The sequence below is a fragment of the Micromonospora sp. TSRI0369 genome, from assembly GCF_001905625.1.
Lineage (GTDB): Bacteria > Actinomycetota > Actinomycetes > Mycobacteriales > Micromonosporaceae > Micromonospora > Micromonospora echinospora_A.
On record NZ_LIVU01000001.1, the window covers coordinates 794,286 to 809,171 of the forward strand.

At 72.7% G+C, this 14,886-nt stretch carries 12 protein-coding genes; 4 read left to right on the plus strand and 8 right to left on the minus strand.

Annotated features, from left to right (window positions below):
* Positions 1-106 precede the first annotated feature (106 nt).
* Entirely contained in the window at positions 107-1,024 is a 918-nt protein-coding gene (locus AMK25_RS03900) for an NADP-dependent oxidoreductase (RefSeq protein WP_073826608.1), read from the plus strand.
* Here the strand turns inward: AMK25_RS03900 and AMK25_RS03905 are convergent, their stop codons facing one another.
* Positions 1,025-5,128 (minus strand): trypsin-like peptidase domain-containing protein, encoded by a 4,104-nt coding sequence (locus AMK25_RS03905; protein ID WP_073826612.1) that lies wholly within the window; start codon positions 5,126-5,128, stop codon positions 1,025-1,027.
* Positions 5,129-5,143: 15 nt separating this feature from the next.
* Positions 5,144-5,473, minus strand: a complete 330-nt coding sequence (locus tag AMK25_RS03910; RefSeq protein ID WP_013283485.1) for a CU044_2847 family protein — start codon at positions 5,471-5,473, stop codon at positions 5,144-5,146.
* Positions 5,474-5,848: 375 nt separating this feature from the next.
* On the opposite strand from AMK25_RS03910, the gene AMK25_RS03915 reads away from it, so the two are divergent.
* Both AMK25_RS03915 and AMK25_RS03920 read left to right on the plus strand, forming a co-directional pair.
* Positions 5,849-6,508 carry a hypothetical protein gene (locus AMK25_RS03915; RefSeq protein ID WP_073826614.1) on the plus strand — a complete coding sequence of 220 codons (660 nt, stop codon included), beginning with the start codon at positions 5,849-5,851 and terminating at the stop codon, positions 6,506-6,508.
* Positions 6,505-9,804 (plus strand): helicase HerA domain-containing protein, encoded by a 3,300-nt coding sequence (locus tag AMK25_RS03920; protein ID WP_073826617.1) that lies wholly within the window; start codon positions 6,505-6,507, stop codon positions 9,802-9,804. The genes AMK25_RS03915 and AMK25_RS03920 overlap by 4 nt, the downstream gene beginning before the upstream one ends.
* Here AMK25_RS03920 and AMK25_RS03925 read toward each other — a convergent pair.
* The 5 genes from AMK25_RS03925 to AMK25_RS03945 form a co-directional block, all read right to left on the minus strand.
* On the minus strand, positions 9,797-10,591 hold the full coding sequence (locus tag AMK25_RS03925) for an ABC transporter permease (RefSeq protein WP_073826620.1): 795 nt from the start codon (positions 10,589-10,591) through the stop codon (positions 9,797-9,799). The genes AMK25_RS03920 and AMK25_RS03925 overlap by 8 nt on opposite strands.
* Positions 10,588-11,493, minus strand: a complete 906-nt coding sequence (locus tag AMK25_RS03930; protein WP_073826623.1) for an ABC transporter ATP-binding protein — start codon at positions 11,491-11,493, stop codon at positions 10,588-10,590. The genes AMK25_RS03925 and AMK25_RS03930 overlap by 4 nt, the downstream gene beginning before the upstream one ends.
* Positions 11,490-11,861, minus strand: a complete 372-nt coding sequence (locus tag AMK25_RS03935; protein WP_073826625.1) for a hypothetical protein — start codon at positions 11,859-11,861, stop codon at positions 11,490-11,492. Before AMK25_RS03935 ends, AMK25_RS03930 begins: the two co-directional genes overlap by 4 nt.
* A complete protein-coding gene (locus AMK25_RS03940) occupies positions 11,861-12,463 on the minus strand; it encodes a helix-turn-helix domain-containing protein (RefSeq protein ID WP_241826231.1) in 603 nt (200 codons plus the stop codon). Before AMK25_RS03940 ends, AMK25_RS03935 begins: the two co-directional genes overlap by 1 nt.
* Positions 12,464-12,534: 71 nt before the next feature.
* Positions 12,535-12,996 (minus strand): MarR family winged helix-turn-helix transcriptional regulator, encoded by a 462-nt coding sequence (locus AMK25_RS03945; protein WP_073826627.1) that lies wholly within the window; start codon positions 12,994-12,996, stop codon positions 12,535-12,537.
* A gap of 93 nt (positions 12,997-13,089) precedes the next feature.
* Here AMK25_RS03945 and AMK25_RS03950 point away from each other — a divergent pair, with 93 nt between their 5' ends.
* Entirely contained in the window at positions 13,090-14,181 is a 1,092-nt protein-coding gene (locus AMK25_RS03950; RefSeq protein ID WP_073826630.1) for an epoxide hydrolase family protein, read from the plus strand.
* Between the two features lie 231 nt (positions 14,182-14,412).
* Here the strand turns inward: AMK25_RS03950 and AMK25_RS03955 are convergent, their stop codons facing one another.
* Positions 14,413-14,877 carry a DIP1984 family protein gene (locus tag AMK25_RS03955; RefSeq protein WP_064448468.1) on the minus strand — a complete coding sequence of 155 codons (465 nt, stop codon included), beginning with the start codon at positions 14,875-14,877 and terminating at the stop codon, positions 14,413-14,415.
* Positions 14,878-14,886: the final 9 nt, after the last annotated feature.

Here is a 14,886-nt window from a genome sequence, read left to right on the forward strand (position 1 = left end):
CTCCTACCCGGGGGTACCCAACGCACTCCGAAGTGCGTACTTCCCGATGGAAAGTTACCCCTCCATCGTGGAGCAGGGCATCCCTCACGACCAAGGAGACAGAACCATGGGTACGCGTACCTTCCGCACCGCAGTCGTCCGCACCCCGGGCGGGCCCGACGCCATCGAGGTCATCGACGTTCCGCAGCGCGAGCCGGGGGCCGGCGAGGTCCGGGTGGACGTCGCGGCGGCACCGGTCAACCCGGTCGACCTCGGTGTCGTCGGCGGCTTCTTCCACTCGCTGGGGCTCATCCACCAGCCGCACCACACCGGTCTGGGCTGGGACTTCGCCGGTGTCGTCACCGCGGCCGGGCCGGGCGTCGACCTCGCCGTGGGCACCCGGGTCGCCGGTCTGGTGGTCGGGTTCGACCGCGACTTCGGCACGTACGCCGAACAGCTCGTCGTGCCCGCCGCCGACCTGGCGGTCGTACCCGATGATCTGGACCTGGTGGCGGCGGCGACAGTGCCGCTCAACGGCCTGGCCGCGGCGCAGGTCGTCGACCTGCTCGGCGACCCGCCCGCCGACGGCGGCCGGCTGCTGGTCACCGGGGCGGCCGGCGCGGTCGGCGGCTACGTCCTTGCGCTCGCCTCGGCCCGGGGATGGCGGGTGACCGGCCTGGCGCGGGCCGGGGACGAGAAGTTCGTCCGCGGGCTCGGTGCCGGCTTCACCACCGCCGCCGAGCCGGGCTGGGACGCGGTCGCCGACGCCGCCGCGTGGCAGGAGCGGGCGCTCGCGCTGGTCCGCGACGGCGGCGTGCTCGTCGGCGTGCGGCCCAACGCGCGCCCGGCCGCCGAGCGCGGCGTCACCGTCCGCGTGATCGAGACCCGCGCCGACAGGGTACGCCTCGCCGACCTGCTCGCCCGGACCGCTGCCGGTGAGCTGCCGGCACGGGTGCACGCGGTACTGCCGCTGGACCGGGCGGCGGACGCGCACCGGGAGGCGGCCAAGGGCGGGGTACGCGGGCGCTACGTCCTGCGCCCCTGATCAGCAGCGCACCGCCACCCGAGCGACCGCACGGTCCGCGGCCTCGGGTGGCAGGTCGCTCCGACCGTCGACGTCCAACGCCAGTAGGCCCTGATCCAGACCGACGAGCAACGTTCCGTCGACAGTGCAGCAGGTCAGCGCCGGGTGATAGACGGGGATGGTGTGCAGCGCCCGCCCGGTGGACGGGTCCCAGATCCGCACTGTCCGGTCCCGGCTGGTCGAGGCGAGCAGATCCCGCCCGCCGACCCGCACCAGGCTCAGCCCGGTGACCGCAGCCGTGTGGCCGGTGAACACGTCCACGGGCTCACCCCACTCGGCGTCCCACAGCCGGATCGTGTGGTCGGCGCTGGCCGACGCCAGCATCCGGCGACCCGCCACGACCAGGCCGCAGAGCGCGGTGACCGCGTCCTGATGTCCCTGCCGGGTCCAGACCGGCGTGTCACCGCCGCCCCACAGCATCACCGTGCCACTCTTGTCGGCCGAGGCGAGCGCCTCCATCTCGGGCCACCGAACCGTCGCGAGGGCCGTCACCCAGGCACGGGTGACGTGCCCGAGCAGGACCGCCCGCACGGTGCCGGTCTGCGGGTGCCAGAGCCGGATGGCCTGGTCGTCGCCGGCCGACGCGACGAGCGTCTCACCGCCGATGACGATCGGGCAGACCGCCGCCACCGGAGCGTGGTGCTCGTTCATCTCCCCCACCAAGGCGCTGTGCCGCACACTCCAGGTCCCGACCGTATTGTCGTCCTGCGCGGTGACGAGCAGCGGCTCCTCGACGTCGGCGACCGCGCACATCGCGTTGACCGGCCCGCCGGGTGTCGGGATCTCCCGCAACCGCTCGCCGGTCGCGGCGTCCCAGACTCCCACCCGACCGTCGGCACCGCCGGAGGCGACGAGACCCGGCCGCTCGCCGGGGACCGCGCAGAGGCTGTGCACGGGCCCGAGCCGGTCCCGCTCGGCGACGGTGTCCGGCCGGCCGCCGGCCGGGTCCCACAGTCGCACGGTGCCGTCGTCACCCGCCGTCGCCAGCATCCGGTCCTTCGCCGTACGCAGCTCGCAGACCGCGCGGATCCAGCTCGCGTGTCCCCGCAGGCTCGGCCGGGTGGTCCAGGTCGGCACGTCCCAGACACGGATGAGCCCGTCCTCACCCGTCGACACGAGCAGGCAGCCCTCGTCGACCTCGATCGTGCAGAGATCGGTGACGGGTCCGCCGGTTTCCAGGAAGTGGACGCATTCGCCGCTCTGCGGATCCCAGAGCCGGACCGTGCCGTCGTAGCCGGCCGAGGCGAGCAACGTGCCGCCCGGCGCACGAACGGCGTAGAGGGTGGTCACCCAGCCGACGTGTCCGGTGAGGGTCAACGTCGGGCGCGTGTCGCATGTCGGCTCCCAGACCCGGACGACGCCGTCGAAACCGGTGGAGGCGAGCAGGTGCCGGCCGCCCGCCGGGACGTACGTCACGGCGGTCACCCAGCCCGAGTGCCCGGTCAACGCATAGCGCTGCGTCCCGGTCACCGGATCCCAGATCCGGACCGTCCGATCGTCGCCCGCCGAGGCGAGCAGGTCGCCGTCCGGCAGCGGAATGACGCAGATGTTGCGGACCCAGTCGTCGTGCCCGCGCAGTTCGTGCCGGCGCTGACCGGTTCGTGGATCCCAGAGGCCGACGGTCCCGTCGTGGCTGGCGGTGGCGATCAGCGTCTCGCCACCGCCGGTACGGACGGCGCACAACCCGCGGATCGTGTCGTCGTGACAGGTGAAGACCGCCACGGCCTGGTTGGTCATCGGGTCCCATAGCCGGACGGTGCCGTCGTCACCGGCGGAGGCGAGCAACCACCGATCGTCCAGCTCGACGGCCGCCACGTCGTAGACGGCCTGCGAGTGCCCGTCCAGCACGCTGCGCTCCTGCCGGGGCGGCGTGTGCGCCCAGCGCGCGCGGTACGGCGCGGCGTCGGCCTCGATCCCGCTGCCCAACCCGTCGAGCCGGTCGACCACCGAGAAGAGGGCGGCGCGCTCGGCCGGCGCCGCCGCGACCGCGAGCGGCGTGCGGTGCAGCAGCCGCACCCGTGATCGGGACAGCGGTTCCAGCGGCTTCTCCATGTCGACGACCGAGAGCAACCGCTCCAGGTGCGCGTGCAGGAGATAGCCCTCGTCGGTGAGGAGCCGTTCCACGAGCCCGGCACGGGAGGCGTGCTGGGGCAGGGAGCGCCGCAGGTAGTCGGGCACCGAGGCCCATCCCACCTCGGCCGCCAGCTCCGTCCAGGCGGCGACCAGCCGTCGCTGGTCGTCCCGGCGTGATGTCCCGGCCAGCAACGCGTCGTTGAGGGCCTGGTGGAACAGGCGGTACGCGGGCTGGCTGCCGCCACCGGTCTCGACCAGGAAGTTCGCCGCCGACGTACGGGCGAACGCGAGGAGTTCGTCCTCGGTGACCGTGCCGCCGAGTGCGGTCACCGCGATCCGCCAGAGCGACAGCGGCAGACCCGGCGTCTCGGCGTACGCCAGAGCGGTGAGGGCGAGCCGGGCGGAGGCCGAGCCGGCGGCCGGCAACCCGGCCAGGTAGGAGTCGAGCGCATGGGCCACTGTCGCGGTGAACGACACCGAGGCCGGGTCGACCGGCTCGATGTCGCGCAGCGCGTGTGCCCGGGCGACGAGACCGGCCACCAGGAAGTTTCCCTTCGCCAGCTCGGCGATGCGTCGGGCCAGCGGGGCGGCCGCCGCCGAGTCGGTGTACGGATTGCCCGGCCGTTCCGCGCCGAGCAGCCGCAGGGTCGCCAGGGCGTAGTTCACCAGGTCGGCCTCGGCGAAGTACTCCGGCGTGTCCAGATCCAGCAGCTCGGCCGGATCACCGAAGCAGGCGATCAGGTCGCCCCGGTCGTCGCCGCGCCGGGTGCCGACGACCACCCGGACGCCGTACCGGCCGCACTCCCGGGCCAGCGGCAGCAGGACGTCGTCGATGACCTGCCGCGCCTGACCCGGGTCGGCCGTCTCGTCCAGCGCGTCGATGACCAGCGCGAAGCGAGCCGGACGACGCGCCAGCCGCTCCCGCACCACCGGCATCAGGTCGGCCGGCGCGCCGGGCAGGTCGACGGCGGCGGCCCGTGCGATCTCGATCGCCACCTCGAGTGCGGTCTTGCCCTTGGCGTGCACGGCGCAGGACACCGAGCCGACCGTGGCCCGCACGGCGATGTCGCCGCCCGGCAGGCTGGCCTGGATCTGCTGATCGGCAGTGGTCACCACGCGGCCCAGGACAGCGGACTTGCCGACCCCGGGCGAGCCCGTGACGATCAGTGGCCGGATGGCAGGCGCCTCCCCGTCGATGAAGTCGACGATCCGCCGGAGCGCAGCCGTACGACCCCGAAACCGCGCACCGCCCTCGGTGTCCACGGCGACCCCCCGCGCCCGGGGCAGCCAGTGCCGGCCGGCCTCGCCGTCGGTGCTCAACGTCCACCCCCAGGCCGAGAGGGCGGCGTCGTCGGCGTCCTCGACCCGCCAGGCCGACAACGCGCCCAACGCCATCGCCGGCACCTGTTCGTCGGCGTGGCTCAGGGTGACCGCCTGGCCCTTGCCCTTGCCGTCGGCCGTGACGACCACGCCGACCACCGCCTGATACTCCGGGGACCAAACAGCGCCCCCGCTGAACCCCTTGCTGAGCGGCCCGGCGGCGCCGCTGTCGATGGTCACGCGGCCGTACCCGCCGGCTTCGACGACGGAACCGGTCGCCTGGAGGCCGCCGACCACTCCGTCCGGGAAGCCGTACGCCCAGAACGGCCGGTCGAGCAGCGGCTTGGGGGCGAGGCAACGCAACCGCGCCGGGGTGACGGCGGCCGGCACCGGCTCGACGAGTTCGAGCACGACCAGGTCGACGTGCGCCTCCCGCATGCCGTCGTGCCGGCACCGCCGGACCTTGCGCCGATCGAAGTAGGCGACCCTGGGCGCGCGCGGAAAGGCGACAGTGAGATCGGGCCGGAGGGTGCCGTCGGCGGCGAACGCCACGTGGTGGCAGGTGAGCACCAGGTTGGTGGCGATGACGATGCCGGTGCCGAGCGCCTTGTGCGGGTCCGCCTCACGGTGCAGGGCCACCGCCCACGAGCACTCGTCCGGGGCCGTTGTCACGGGCCGACCCGTCCGTCAGCGCCGTGGGCCGGCACCGCGATCGGTGGGGCCGTCCGGCTGCCAGGCGAGCGTGACTTCGAAGTTCGCCTCTCCGGTCGCCTTCGCCACCACCCAGCTCGCCGTGCCGGTGGCCTTGATCCCGAAGCGCACCTCCACCGCATCGGGAGAGACGGTCTTGACCTGTTCCAGCAATTCCCGGGCGGCGGCGACTGCCGGCGCCGCGGATTCGCGTACCCAGCCGGCGACGTCGCCGAAGCCGGCGGGCTGGAAACCTGGCGTCGGCTCGACTTCGATCAAGGCAACCGTTTCGTCGTCGACCTGGTAGCGGACCACCTCAGACTGCACGGTCACCTCCGTGACGTATTTCAGGGGAACGGGCAGGAGGGTTCGCGGCGGAGCAGAACTCCGGCCCTCCCGCCGGTCTGCCATGCTGCCCGTTGCCCTTGTCACTTCGCAATGGTCCGGCCAGCGAACCGCGCCGAATCGGTCGAACAGGCGTTTCAGCCGGGCCGTCCACGCAGGACCGTCGGAGATCCACTGTGCTGTCCTGTCGGCTTTCGTCAGCGAGATCGGTGACCTTGCGCGAGCCGGAGACCGTCGGCAGAATCGGCCCGTGCGCCGGGGCCGTCCCCGTTGCCCACCTCGATCATGGCCACCCCTTCCGAGCCTTCGATCACACCGTCGACGCGGTGGGAGCTCGTGCCGCAGAGGAGCATCCGCATGCCGGAAAAGGAACTGACCCTCGTCGACCGGTGCATTCTTGTCACGCTGATGGTGAAGGCGGCACCTTTGCCACAGACCTACTTCAAGAACGTCGCCGGAATCAGTCTGAAGCCGGAGCACCGCAGCCGACTTAAATCACTCGGTCTGATCGAGGTCACGGAGAAGCCGAGGATTGTTCTGACCCTCACCGACAAGGGCTGGAATCGGGCTACCGAGGAGTTGGGGGCAGAGCCGCCAAAGCGCGCGGGCACGGCGGGCGGAACCCTCTACGTCGCGCTCGACTTCCTGCGCCGGCTGATCGACCACTCCGGGATCCGCGCCGACGACCTGTTCCGGATGCAGATCAACCGGGACGAGGTCGTCGCGCCGCCGGTGGCGTCGCCGGCATCCGCGGCCGTCGACGCGGTGGCGCTGATCCGGCAGGCGTACCACGAACTGGCCGCCAAGCCCGGTGACTACGTCATGCTGGCAGACCTTCGCGAGGCCCTCACCGATCTGCCCCGCCACGAGTTCGACGCCGCGCTGGTGACGCTCAACCGGGAGCGCGGCGTGAACCTGGTGCCCGAGTCCAACCAGAAGGTGCTCAAGCCGCAGGAGCGGGCGGCGGCGGTGACCATCGGCAACCAGGACAAGCATCTGGTCGCCATCTCGTCATGATCGGGGACGAGCAACGCCGCGCCCTGGCGGCGCTGAGGTTCAACTGGGCTCCGACCCCGGACGACGTCTGGAAACCGACTCCCTTCCACGTCGAGGGCCTGCACCACGACGTCGTCTCGACGGTGCTGGACAGCTTCGCGGAGGCTCAGGCCAGCACCGACTCCAGTCCGGTGGGGGTGGCCATCCTCGGCCAGCGCGGCACCGGCAAGACCCACCTCATCGGCACGGTCCGCCAGCAGGTCCAGGGGCGCGGCGGCTTCTTCTTCCTGGTCGAGTTGCTCGAGGCCCGGACGTTCTGGCAACGCACCGCGATCTCGATGCTGGAGGGCCTGGTCCGGCCGATGCCGGACGAGACCACCCAGCTGCGGACGTTCCTGCGCCGGCTGGCCGACGAAGTGAGGGCGCCCCGCACGGTACGCCGCGCGGTCGCCGGCGAGACCGAACTCAGCCGTTCCACGCTCGACGCGTTCGTCGACCTGATCCGCAAGAAGGACCGCCAGATCGGTACGGAGTGCCAGGACACCGCGCGTGCCCTGGTGCTCTACGCGGCCGAGCAGTCCGCCGTGCAGGACATCGGCTACGACTTCCTGTCCTCCATGGACGAGGAGGAACCCGGCCAGCGGGCCGGATGGGGGCTGCGGCGAAACCGACGTGCGCCCCAGGAGGTGGTCCGGGACATCTCCCGGCTGCTCGCCGTCGTCGGCCCGACGGTGATCGCGGTGGACCAGATCGACCTGATGATCGCCCAGTCCGTGAAGGCGACCAACCAGGACGCCCGGGGCGAGGCGGACTGGCAGACCTCGCTCCTGCTCGAACAGGTCGCCAGCGGCCTGATGGCGCTGCGCGAGACCACCCGCCGGACCCTGTCCGTCGTCTCGTGCCTGCCGCAGACATGGCGCAGCATCCAGCAGCAGGCGACGGACACCGTCCAGGACCGGTTCCGGGAGGCTGCCCCGCTCAAGGAGATCCCCTCCGTCGAGGTGGGCCGCGAGCTGGTCGAGAAGCGGTTCGCGGTGCTCTTCGAGGGCCTCGGGTTCACGCCGCCCCATCCCACCTGGCCGGTCCACCCGGACGCGTTCCAGGAGGTCGTCGGCTTCACCCCGCGTGAGCTGCTACGGCGGATCGACACACACGTCCGGGCCTGCCTGGCCGACGGCGAGGCGCGGGAGCTGCGGCACCTGCTGCACGCCAGCGGCGATCGCGTCGCCGACGGGCTCGTCCACGCCCCGGTCACCGGGCCGCCGCCGGAGAACCGGGCGAACGGATTCAGCAAGATCGACGCCCGGTACGCGGAGCTGGTCGCCGCCGCCGACACCGGCTCTGCCGTATCCCCGGAGTCAGAGGACGGCCGTGTCCCGCGCCTGCTCGAAGCCGGCCTGACCGCGTGGATCGCCGCGCAGGGGACGGCCGTCGACGCGTTCAGCCTCGACCCGATCCCCGCCGGGACCAAGCCGGCGCTGCACGCTCGGCTACGGCACAGCCTGAGCGAGGACAGCGAGGACGAGGAGCACTGGTCGTTCCGGGCGATCTCCGCGCCGCACCACATCGCTGTGCTCAACCGGATTCGCAACGCGATCACGACCGCTGGGCTCACCGAAGGGGTCGCCAAACGCCGGCTCTTCCTGCTGCGCAGCGCGGAGTGGTCGGCCGGTGCCCGTACCCGCGAGGTGCTGGACGCGTTCGAGCGGGCCGGTGGCCGGAGGCTCCCCCTGGACACGCCGGACGTCGCCCGGATGGTCGCGCTCGAACAACTCATCCAGGACTACGGGCGGGAGACGCTGCGACCCTGGTTCGCCGATCGCCGGCCGGCCTCCGACATCACCTGCCTGCGGGAGGCGCTGGGCGACTGGCCGGGCGCGCCGGAAGCCGTCCGGGCCGAGGATCGGCCGGAGGAGGTGCCGGACCGACCCCCGGTCGGGACGCCACCGCCGGTCACCGCTGCGCCGCGCTCCGCCGGTTCCGTCCCCGCATCGCGCTCCGCCAGTTTCGTCCCTGCGCCGCGGTCCGCCGGTTCCGGCCCGGTTCCGCCGATGATCGCTCCCCTGCCGCCGGTGGCGGGCATCGACCCGGCGCGGATGGAGATCGGCACGGTCACCGGGCGGCCCGACCCGGTCGGCATCGACCTCGAAGCGCTGCGCCGGCACACAGTCATCTTCGCCGGCTCCGGCTCCGGCAAGACCGTCCTGATCCGCCGCCTGATCGAGGAGTGCGCCCTGCGCGGCGTCTCGGCCATCGTGCTCGACCCCAACAACGACCTGGCCCGGCTCGGCGAGGCCTGGCCCGAGCCACCACCGGGCTGGGGCGCCGACGACGCCCGCCGCGCGGCGGAATATCTGGCCGGCACCGACGTGGTCGTCTGGACACCAGGACGGCAGGCCGGTCGGCCGTTGACGTTCCAGCCGTTGCCGGCCTTCGCCGACGTGCTCGACGACCCGGACGGGTTCACCTCGGCCGTCAACGCCGCCGTCGCCACGCTCGCCCCGCACGCCCGGGTGGACGGCGGAACCGACAAGGCCCGGCTCGGCCGGGCCGTGCTGCGCGAGGCGCTGATCGGCTACGCCCGGAGCGGCGCGAGCGACCTGCGCGAGTTCACCGACGTCCTCAACGACCTCCCGGACGGAGTGAGTCAGCTCGACAGCGCGCCCAAGCTGGCCGCCGGCATGGCACAGCTACTCAAGGCCGCCCTGATCAACGATCCGCTCCTGGGCGGCGTCGGAACGCCTGTCGATCCGGGCGAACTGCTCACCCCGCCACCCGGTCGCCGCGCCCGGGTCTCGGTGATCAACCTCGCCGGGCTGTCCGAGGAGAATCAGCGGCAGAGCTTCGTCAACCAGTTGCAGCTCGCCCTGTTCACCTGGATCAAGCGCCATCCGGCCGGGGACCGGCCACTCGGTGGACTCTTCGTCATGGACGAGGCGCAGACGCTCGCCCCGTCCGGCGCCGTGACCGCCTGCACCCAGAGCACGCTCGCGCTGACCTCGCAGGCCCGCAAGTACGGGCTGGGGCTGGTCTTCGCCACCCAGGCGCCGAAGGCGTTGCACAACCAGATCCCCGGCAACGCCGCCACGCAGTTCTTCGGCCTGCTCACCGTGCCGGTACAGATCGAGGCGGCCCGGGACGTGGCCAGGGCGAAGGGCACCGACGTCCCGGACATCGGCAAACTGCGTACCGGCCAGTTCTACGCCACCGTGGAGGGTGCCCGGTTCGTCAAGATGCAGGCGCCGATGTGCCTGACCCACCATCCGCGCAGCCCGCTGACCGCGGAGGAGATCGTCCGGCTCGCGACGCTCAGGTGATGTCGCGGCGCATCGGGACGACCACGGCGATCGCGGCTGCGGTCAGCGCGTACGCGGTCAGTAGCAGGGCCCCGGCCGCCGGTGGCAGGAGCGCGACGGCGTCGTTGCCGAGCTGCGCGGACATCGCGTCGGCGACGTAGGTGAAGTCGGTGAGCGCGGCGGTGGCCCCGCCGGGCAGGAGCGGGTAGAGCGCGTTGACGCCGGGGATCATCATCAGGACGGGCTCGGCCAGGTACAGGTAACCGACCACCACGCAGACGGCCGCGACCTGGTTACGGAGCAGGGCGCCCACGCCGACGCCGACGAGCAGGTAGACAGCCATCGCGACGCCGATGCGGGCGAGCAGCGCCAGCACCGTGGGGGCGGGCAGGCCCAGCGGCACGCCACGCGCGGCGGCGACTGTGAACAGGGCTGCCGCGGCGGCGACGGCGAGCGCGAGGCCGTAGGCGAGGCCGACAACCGCGTGGGTGGCGAGTTTGGCGGCGAGCACCCGCCCTCGGCGCGGCGCGAACACGAACGTGACGGCGGCGGTGCCGTGCCGGTACTCGGAGGTGGCCGCGAGGGCGCCGGCGGCGGCCGGCACGAAGGCGGTGAAGCCGAGGATGCCGAGGATCGACCGCAGGCCCTCCTCGGTGTGCAGGCCGGGCATCGGCGGATCGAAGTTCTCCGGCCCGACCAGCGCCATCATCCCGACCAGGCCGCCGCCCAGCGCGACGGAGGCGAGCAGCAGCGCGCCCCACATCCGGGTCGCCAGCACCCGGCGCAGTTCCGCTCTGAGCAGGTTCATCGGGCCTCCGCCTTGTCGGTGGTCAGGTCGAGGAAGAGCTGTTCGAGGCTTGTGGTCTCGGTGACCAGCTCGTGGACCCGCACGCGGTGGGCCGCGGCGAGGTCGGCGACGCCCGGCGCGTCCAGTCCGCGTACCCGCAGCCGGCCGGACCCGACGGCCTCGACGGACCCGGCGGCGGCCGCCAGCGCGGCGGCCAGAGCTGTCGCGTCCGGCGAGGTGACGAGCACCGTCGGCGGGCCGGTGAGCCGGGACCACGGCCCGGCGGCGACGAGTTCCCCGCGCCGGATGACCACCACGTCGTCCACCACCTGCTGGACCTCGTGCAGGACGTGGCTGGAGACCAGCACGGTGCGGCCCTCGTCGGCGAGGCGGCGCAGCAGCCCGCGCAGCCACGACATGCCTTCCGGGTCCAGGCCGTTCGCCGGTTCGTCGAGCAGCAGTACGCGCGGGTCGCCGAGCAGCGCCGTGGCGAGGCTGAGCCGTTGCCGCATGCCGGTGGAGAACCCTCGGGTACGACGGTCGGCGGCGTGGGCGAGGCCGAGCAGATCCAGCAGTTCCGCGACCCGGCTGTCCGGGCAGCCTGCCATCGCGGCGTAGACGCCCAGGTGGTCACGGGCGGTGTGGCCGGGGTGGAACGCGTTGCCGTCGAACACCGCGCCGACGGTCCGTGACGGCTGGGCCAGCCGGCCGTAGGGCTGCCCGCCGATGGTGGCGGCGCCGCTGGTCGGCGTCACCAGTCCGGTCAGCATGCGCATCGTGGTGGTCTTGCCGGCGCCGTTCGGGCCGAGGAAGCCGGTGACCGCGCCGGGTCGCACGGTGAAGGTCAGATCGCGTACGGCGGTGACGTCGCCGTAGCGCTTGGTCAGGCCCGACGCCTCGATCGCCAGGTGGTCGCCGGTCACGGCCGGCCCCGCGTCGCACGCTCGATCGTCTCGGCGAGGCCCGACGCGGCCGGGTCGGAGACCACCACCTCGTCGAACTCCCCGCCGGCCGCCGCGCGGTCCAGCACCAGGTGCAGGCCGGGCTGACCCCGCCGGGCCGCCACGAGCTGCCGGGGACCGCCGAACAGACCCCAGACGCCGATCTTGGCGAAGCCGGACACGGCGTACCCGCGCCGCGCGCCCCGGGCCAGCCGGATCGGCTCGTCCACCGGGGCGGCGTGCCGCACGGCGGCCAGGCGCAGCGCGAACCGCTCCCGCCCGACCCACATCCGTTCCCATCCGGTGAACCGGATGTCGATCACATCGCCGTTGAGCATTACGGAGGCCATCAGTCGTCGCCCTTCGTCGTGTCGGAGTCGTGCGCTGATGTGTGCGTGTCGCCGGGGGTCGCCTGGCGATCGGCGGGCATCAGGATGGTCGCCAGCAGCCGGGGGGTCCGACCGTCGCCGGGCCCTCTGGCGAGCAACGGGCCGACCAGCGCGTTGAGCCCGGCGGCGAACTCGTGCAGCTCGGCGTCGGTCAGGTGCAGTACGAGCTGCTGGTATCCGACGCCGTCGGCGACGAAGTCGACGGACTCCCGGGCGAGGTAGCGGGAAAACTCGGACAGCAGGCTCGACACGAACGCGGTGAAGTAGCGCGCGTGGTCCTCCGGCGTGGCCGTCGCCAGGGCCGCCGGGTCCAGCGCCGCGCCGTGCGCGGGCAGCGCGTACACCCGCTCGACGGCGCCGCGAACCTTGCGCTCCTCCACCACGTCGAGCATCCCGGTCTTCACGAGCGTCGCCAGGTGCCGGTAGAGCGTGGCGTGCGGGACGTCGGGCAGCAGCTCGACCAGGTCGTGAGTGGTCACCCGGGTGCCCGCCACGGCGCGCAGGACGCGGAGCCGCACCGGGTGCAGCGCCACCTCCGCCCACCGCTCCATCGACATCGCCATGGCAGTACGCTATCACTATCGAGAGTGATATAGGTAGAGGGTGGAACGGCCGAGGCGCGAAGGCCGGACGATCAGACGGATGGACGGGTGTGGTGGGCCAGCACCCGCGCGAGCAGCCGGGTCAGGTCCGCGCGCTCGTCGGCCGACAGTGGGGCGAGCAACTCGTCCTGGACGGCGGCGAGGCGCTTCTCCAGCCGCCGCAACTGCCGCCGCCCGGCGGCGGTGATGGTGACGACGTTGCGCCGCCGGTCGGCCGGGTCCGGTGAGCGGACGACGAACTCCCGCTCGGCGAGTTCGTTGAGTGCGGCCACCACGTCGCTGACGTGGATACCGCTGCGCCGGCCGAGCGCCGCCTGGCTGGCCGGGCCGAACTCGTCGAGCGTGGCGAGCAGCCGGAAGTGGTAGCCCCGCGCGTCGGCCGCCGCCAGCCCGTCGGCGACCAGCCGGCCGGCGCGTACGGCGGTCTGGGTGATCAGCCAGCTCGGCAGGCCGGCCAGGCGGGTCGGTACGAGGTCCGGCTCCGGGTTCTCCACGTGCCCACCCTAACCGGAAACGTTGGCGGCCCCAACGATCTGCGCTACCGTTGGTTGCCCTAACGTTTGTGGCACCAACGAAAGGCGGCAGCCGTGATCGAACCGTTCCGAGTCCGCGTCCCCCAGGCCGACCTCGACGACCTGGCCGACCGCCTCGCCCGCACCCGCTGGCCCGACGAGCTACCAGGCGCCGGGTGGGACTACGGCATTCCGCTGGCCCGGGTACGCGAGCTGGCCGAATACTGGCGCACCGCGTACGACTGGCGGGCGGCCGAAGCCGAACTGAACCGGTATCCGCAGTTCACCACCACCATCGACGGGCAGAACATCCACTTCCTGCACGTACGGGCCGCCGACCCGGACGCGCTGCCGCTGATCCTCACCCACGGCTGGCCCGGCTCGATCGTGGAGTTCCTCGACGTGCTCGGCCCGCTGTCCGAGCAGTTCCACCTGGTCGTACCGTCGATCCCCGGATTCGGCTTCTCCGGCCCGACCCGGGAACGCGGCTGGGACGTCGACCGGGTCGCCCGCGCCTGGGCCGAGCTGATGCGCCGGCTCGGCTACCGGCGGTACGGCGCCCAGGGCGGCGACTGGGGCTCGGTGATCTCCACCCGGCTGGGCGGCATCGACAGGGAACACGTCGTCGGCGTGCACCTCAACTACCTGCCCACGCCCCCGCCGCCCGGCTGGACCGGCGAGGCCGGCCTGTCCGACGACGACCGGGACCGGCTCGCCCGGATCATGCGGCTCAAGGCGCAGCGCCACCCGCACCAGGTGCTCTACGCCAGCCGCCCGCAGACCGTCTCGTACGCGCTGCACGACTCACCCGTCGGGCAGCTCGCGTGGATCGCCGAGAAGTTCACCGAGTGGGCCGACCCGCGCTCCACTGTCAGCGTGGATCGCATCCTCACCGACGTCTCGGTCTACTGGTTCACCGGCACCGCCGCGTCGTCGGCGCGGCTGGTGCGGGAGAGCGCGTTCGGTGGCCCGCCCGCGCCCTGCCCGCCGCCGATCGCGGTGGCCGTGTTCGCGCACGACATCACCCGGTCCGTCCGCCCGATCGCCGAGCTGACGTACACGATCCGGCAGTGGAGCGAGTTCGACCGGGGCGGTCACTTCGCCGCGCTGGAGGTGCCGGACCTGTTCGTCGACGACGTCCGGTCGTTCTTCTGGAACCTGCGATGACGCCTGGGACGAGTCGCGGAAGTCCCCTGTCCCACCCTCACCGTCGTGGATCTGCACCTGGTGGTGTGCCGTGCCCTGTGCGCCGTCACCTGTGTCCTGTGCTGGGCATGCGTTGTATGCCGGGGAGTCGAACCCCTGCGCCTGCCCTCGGCGCGCCAGGAGTGAGCCGGATTGCCCGCCGGCTCTCGGGGGCGTGCACGCCTCCACGTCGGCTACCTGCTCCGCGACTCGTCAGTCCAGCAGGTCGACCTCCCAGTTCGTCCGCTGGATCGTGGTGTCCACCTCGCGGATCTGCCGGGCCAGCTCGTCGGCCTGCCGGCGCAGCTCCGCCACCGGCAACGCCGGAACCATCTTCAGCTCCGACCGGAGCTGACGGTAGCCGCGCTGGCCCTCGCCCGCGGCGGCGTCCGCCGCGGCGGTGACCACGCCGTGCCGCAGGCGCAGCACGTCGCGACGCGCGAGCGCGTCGGTCAGGGTGCCACCGTCCACGACAGTCGCGGCGTTCGTCCGGTTGATCCGCCGGATCAGCGTCTCCAGCTCACCGAGCACCCCGGCCGCCTCGACGAGCAGCGCCGAGGCGTCCTCGGCGGGCGTCTCGCCCTCCTGGTAGCGGGCGCTCGCGGTGATGCGGGCACGGAGCTGTTCGGCGCGTCGCGCCGCATCCGCCCGCAGCGCAAGGGCCTCCGCAATCTTCATGGCGAGCAG

Excerpts from the sequence above, each read along its gene's own strand:
- AMK25_RS03925 (WP_073826620.1), bottom strand. The coding sequence starts at position 10,591 with ATGAACCTGCTCAGAGCGGAACTGCGCCGGGTGCTGGCGACCCGGATG.
- AMK25_RS03920 (WP_073826617.1), top strand. The coding sequence starts at position 6,505 with ATGATCGGGGACGAGCAACGCCGCGCCCTGGCGGCGCTGAGGTTCAAC.
- AMK25_RS03900 (WP_073826608.1), top strand. The coding sequence starts at position 107 with ATGGGTACGCGTACCTTCCGCACCGCAGTCGTCCGCACCCCGGGCGGG.
- AMK25_RS03955 (WP_064448468.1), bottom strand. The coding sequence starts at position 14,877 with ATGAAGATTGCGGAGGCCCTTGCGCTGCGGGCGGATGCGGCGCGACGC.
- AMK25_RS03940 (WP_241826231.1), bottom strand. The coding sequence starts at position 12,463 with ATGGCGATGTCGATGGAGCGGTGGGCGGAGGTGGCGCTGCACCCGGTG.
- AMK25_RS03935 (WP_073826625.1), bottom strand. The coding sequence starts at position 11,861 with ATGGCCTCCGTAATGCTCAACGGCGATGTGATCGACATCCGGTTCACC.
- AMK25_RS03915 (WP_073826614.1), top strand. The coding sequence starts at position 5,849 with ATGCCGGAAAAGGAACTGACCCTCGTCGACCGGTGCATTCTTGTCACG.